The following is a 4,033-nucleotide window of genomic DNA, read 5'->3' on the forward strand; positions in this document are numbered from 1 at the left end:
AGCTCGTGGACCGTGGGGGAGCGGCCGTGCAGCTGCGACAGCTCGGCCGTCGCCGTGGTCAGCGACAGCCGCAGCTCCTGCAGCCGGCGCGGAACCCGCACCGCCCAGCCCTTGTCGCGGAAGTGCCGCTTGATCTCGCCGACGACCGTCGGGGTCGCGTACGTGGAGAACTCCACGCCGCGGTCCGGGTCGAAGCGGTCGACCGACTTGATCAGACCGATCGTGGCGACCTGGGTCAGGTCGTCCAGCGGCTCGCCGCGGTTGCGGAAGCGGCGCGCGAGGTGCTCGACGAGCGGCAGGTGCATGCGGACCAGCTGGTTGCGCAGCTCCGCGTACTCCGGGCTGCCGCTGTCCAGCGTGCGCAGCTTGAGGAACATCTCACGCGCGCCGCTGCGGTCCGGGGTGCCGTGCTGCGCACCGTGCGCGCGCTGTGCGCTCGGCGCCTCGTCCTCGGAGTGTCGCTCGTGCTCGCTCATCGTCCCGCCCGTCGCCCTTCCCCGAGCCCTCGCCTCCTCCGCCCCGCTCGACTTCGCGCGAGTGGGGGGAACCCCCTGGGCCGGGGAGGTGGTGATCCCCCCGCCCGGAGGCGCGCTCCGCACGGCACCGTCCTGGCCGTGTCGCCCGCCGCCCGGGAGGACGGCCCCCGCGGAGTCGTCCTCGGGATGCGGGCGGGCCTGCTCGGGGATGCCGTCGATGCCCTCCGCCATGCGCCGGGCTCCGGGCGGACCGCTCACGCCCGTGCCCTCGGCCGGCAGCTCTCGTGTGCCGCGCTCTTCGTCCCGCACCGGCCCGTCCTCGTTCCTCACGCCGGCCCGGGTCCCGCGCCGCGCTGTTTGTAGAGGCTGATCGAAACGGTTTTCTCCTTGTCCACGGCGGAGGAGACCTTGCCCGCGAGGGCGGACAGGACGGTCCAGGCGAAGGTGTCCCGCGAGGGGGCATGACCATCGGTGGTCGGTGCCGAGACGGTGACCTCGAGCGAGTCGTCGACGAGGCGGAAGACGCAACTGAGCACCGAGCCGGGCACGGCCTGCTGCAGCAGGATCGCGCAGGCCTCGTCCACCGCGATGCGCAGGTCCTCGATCTCGTCGAGGGTGAAGTCCAAACGGGCCGCGAGACCGGCCGTGGCCGTACGCAGCACCGACAGGTAGGCACCCGCGGCCGGCAGCCGGACTTCCACGAAGTCCTGCGTCGCGGGCTCGCCTGCGATCTGGGACACCCTCACCTCCATGGTGGTACAAGCGTTTCAGGGCCGAGGGTCGCCCCCCGGGGTAACGCGATACGTGGTTCAGCGGTGACGCTATCGCGCTCTCGACGATCCTGTCCCCGGGACCCCAACCCCTTGCCGTCACTCACAGTAAACCTGTGGACACGCTCCGTGTCTAGGGGTTGGGCGGGCCCAAATGGGAAGAGCGCGCGCCGCATTGACGTACCCAGACGTCAGACGCTCGAACCGTCCTGGTGGGACCGTCCTGCGCCGGGGTGGTGCCGTCTCACACGAGGACATGGTCGACGAAGCACCAACGCCAGGTCTCCCCGGGTTCGTGCGTCCGCATGACGGGATGACCGGACTCCTTGTGGTGCGCCGCCGCGTGCCGCCCGGGCGAGGAGTCGCAGCAGCCGACGTGACCGCAGCTGAGGCACAGCCGTAGCTGCACCGGGTCCGTGCCGTCCGCCAGGCACTCCGGACATGTCTCGCTGAGCGGGCCGGGTTCGGGGTGCGGCAGCGCGTCGGCGTGCGTGCACTGTTTCATGATTGCCAGGTTACGACGGTCGAGCGGAAGACCGCGTCGGAAAAAGAGGGCGGGCGAGAACGATGGACGTGATGCCACTGCTGTTGCTGGTGGCCGGCAGCGCCGCGATCGCCGCGGCCGCGCGGCGCACGCCGGTGCCGGCCCCGCTGCTGCTGGTCGCGGCCGGACTGGCGGTCAGCTACGTCCCCGGCGTGCCCGACTACACCCTCGACCCGCACATCGTCCTGCCGCTCATCCTGCCCCCGCTGCTGCACACGGCCGCCACCGACAGCTCGTACCTCGACCTGCGGGCGCAGCTGCGGCCGGTCGCGATGCTGTCCGTCGGGTACGTGCTGTTCGCGACCTTCGTGGTCGGCTGGGCGCTGTACGTGATCGTGCCGGGCATGCCGCTGACCGCCGCCCTGGTCTTCGGCGCGGTCGTGGCACCACCGGACGCGGTCGCGGCGACCGCCGTGGCCCGCCGGGTCGGGCTGCCGTCGCGCGTCACCACGATCCTGCAGGGCGAGTCGCTGCTGAACGACGCCACCGCGATCACCGCCTACCGGGTGGCCCTGGCCGCGGCCGTCGGGGAGGGCGCCACCTGGGCCGGGGGCGTCGGCGAGTTCCTGGTCGCCGCGATCGGCGGCGTCGTGGTCGGGCTGGTGCTGATGGCGCCGATCCACTGGCTGCGCACCCACGTGAAGGAAGCGCTGCCGCAGAACACGCTCTCCCTGCTGATCCCGTTCGTCGCGTACGCCGTCGCCGAGCAGGTGCACGCCTCCGGTGTCCTCGCGGTCGTCGTGGTCGCGCTCTACCTGGGACACCGCGCGTGGGAGGTCGACTTCGCCACGCGCCTGCAGGAGGAGGCGGTGTGGAAGATGGTCGCCTTCGTCCTGGAGTCCTCGGTGTTCGCGCTGATCGGACTGCAGCTGCCGGTGGTGCTCCGCGGCCTCGGCGAGTACGAGGGCGTCGAGGCCGCCTGGTACGCCGTCGCCGTCTTCCTGGTGGTGGTCGCGACCCGGTTCGTCTGGGTGTATCCGGCGACCTTCCTGCCATGGCTGATGTCGGCGCGCATCCGGGCGCGGGAGGGGGAGCTGACCTGGAAGGGGCCGTTCGTCATCGCGTGGGCCGGCATGCGGGGCGTGGTCTCGCTGGCGATCGCCTTCTCCATCCCGCTCACCATGCACGACGGTGAGGAACCGTTCCCGCAGCGCAACCTCATCCTCTTCCTGACCTTCACGACCGTCATCGGCACCCTGGTCGTGCAGGGCCTGACCCTGCCCCCGCTGATCCGCCTGCTGAAGTTCCCCGGGCGGGACACGCAGGCCGAGACGCTCGCCGAGGCCAACGCCCAGGCGCAGGCGTCCCGGGCCGCCGAGCGACGACTGGACGAACTGCTCCTTGACGAGCGCAACGCTTTGCCCGCCCCGCTGGCCGACCGGCTGCGCACCGTCCTCGAACGCCGTCGCAACGCCGTGTGGGAGCGGCTCGGGCAGGCCAACCCGGTCACCGGGGAGTCCGTCGACGACACCTACCGGCGGCTGTCACGGGAGATGATCAGCGCCGAGCGCGATGTGTTCGTCCGGCTCCGGGACGGCCGGTACATCGACGACGAGATGCTGCGCACGCTGCTGCGCCGGCTGGATCTGGAGGAGGCGGCGGCCTTCCGGGAGACGACGTAGCGGCGGGACCGGGCCCCCGGAGCCCTCGGGAGCGGCCCCGGCGTCGAGGCAGGGGGCGAGCCGTCAGGGAAAGGGGCGGCCCGTGATCACGGCCGCCACCGTCGTCCCGCGCGGGAAGGCGCCCTCGTCGGCCAGGGCGACGAGGGCGTACAACAGCTTGGCGACATACAGGCGTTCGACGGGCAGCCCGTGGCGCTGCTCGAAGTCCGCGGCGAAGGCGTCGAGCTCCACGGGCACGCGCGCGTAGCCGCCGAAATGGAAGCGGTCGTCCATGTCCCAGGCGCCGCGCCGGCCGCCGAAGGCCTCCCGCTGCAGGGCCTCCGTGTCAGCGGCCAGGAAACCGCCCTTGAGGACCGGCACGCCCAGCGCGCGCTGCCCGGGCGCCAGACCGGCGGCCAGCCCCGCCAGCGTGCCGCCGGTGCCGCAGGCCACGGCGACGACGCCGGCCAGGCCGCGCAGCTCGGCGCCCAGGTCCCGGCAGCCGCGGACCGCCTCGGCGTTGCTGCCGCCCTCGGGGACGACCAACGCGTCCTCGGCGTCCGCCGCCCGCAGCAGCCCGGCCAGGACCGGCGCCTCGGACTTGCGGCGGTAGGCCGCCCGGTCGGCGAAGTGCAGCCGCAT

At 72.7% G+C, this 4,033-nt stretch carries 4 protein-coding genes and 1 pseudogene; 1 reads left to right on the forward strand and 4 read right to left on the reverse strand.

The window, feature by feature from the left end; genetic code table 11:
- The 3 genes from RIN80_RS26370 to RIN80_RS26380 all read right to left on the reverse strand — a co-directional run.
- Positions 1-785 (reverse strand): sigma-70 family RNA polymerase sigma factor (locus tag RIN80_RS26370; RefSeq protein WP_309098148.1); only part of this gene is annotated, 785 nt, incomplete at its 3' end.
- A 17-nt stretch (positions 786-802) separates the two neighbouring features.
- Positions 803-1,216, reverse strand: a complete 414-nt coding sequence (locus RIN80_RS26375) for an anti-sigma regulatory factor (RefSeq protein WP_309098149.1) — start codon at positions 1,214-1,216, stop codon at positions 803-805.
- A 274-nt stretch (positions 1,217-1,490) separates the two neighbouring features.
- The gene (locus RIN80_RS26380) at positions 1,491-1,751 is read right to left on the reverse strand and encodes a UBP-type zinc finger domain-containing protein (protein ID WP_309098150.1); all 261 of its coding nucleotides are present in this window, start codon (positions 1,749-1,751) and stop codon (positions 1,491-1,493) included.
- A 62-nt stretch (positions 1,752-1,813) separates the two neighbouring features.
- Here RIN80_RS26380 and RIN80_RS26385 point away from each other — a divergent pair, with 62 nt between their 5' ends.
- Complete coding sequence (locus tag RIN80_RS26385) at positions 1,814-3,412, forward strand: Na+/H+ antiporter (RefSeq protein ID WP_309098151.1); 1,599 nt, start codon at positions 1,814-1,816, stop codon at positions 3,410-3,412.
- Between the two features lie 63 nt (positions 3,413-3,475).
- Here the strand turns inward: RIN80_RS26385 and RIN80_RS26390 are convergent.
- A pseudogene (locus RIN80_RS26390) lies at positions 3,476-4,033 on the reverse strand (1-aminocyclopropane-1-carboxylate deaminase); the annotation flags it as partial.

Source organism: Streptomyces sp., from assembly GCF_031181705.1.
In the GTDB taxonomy this organism is placed as follows: Bacteria; Actinomycetota; Actinomycetes; order Streptomycetales; family Streptomycetaceae; genus Streptomyces.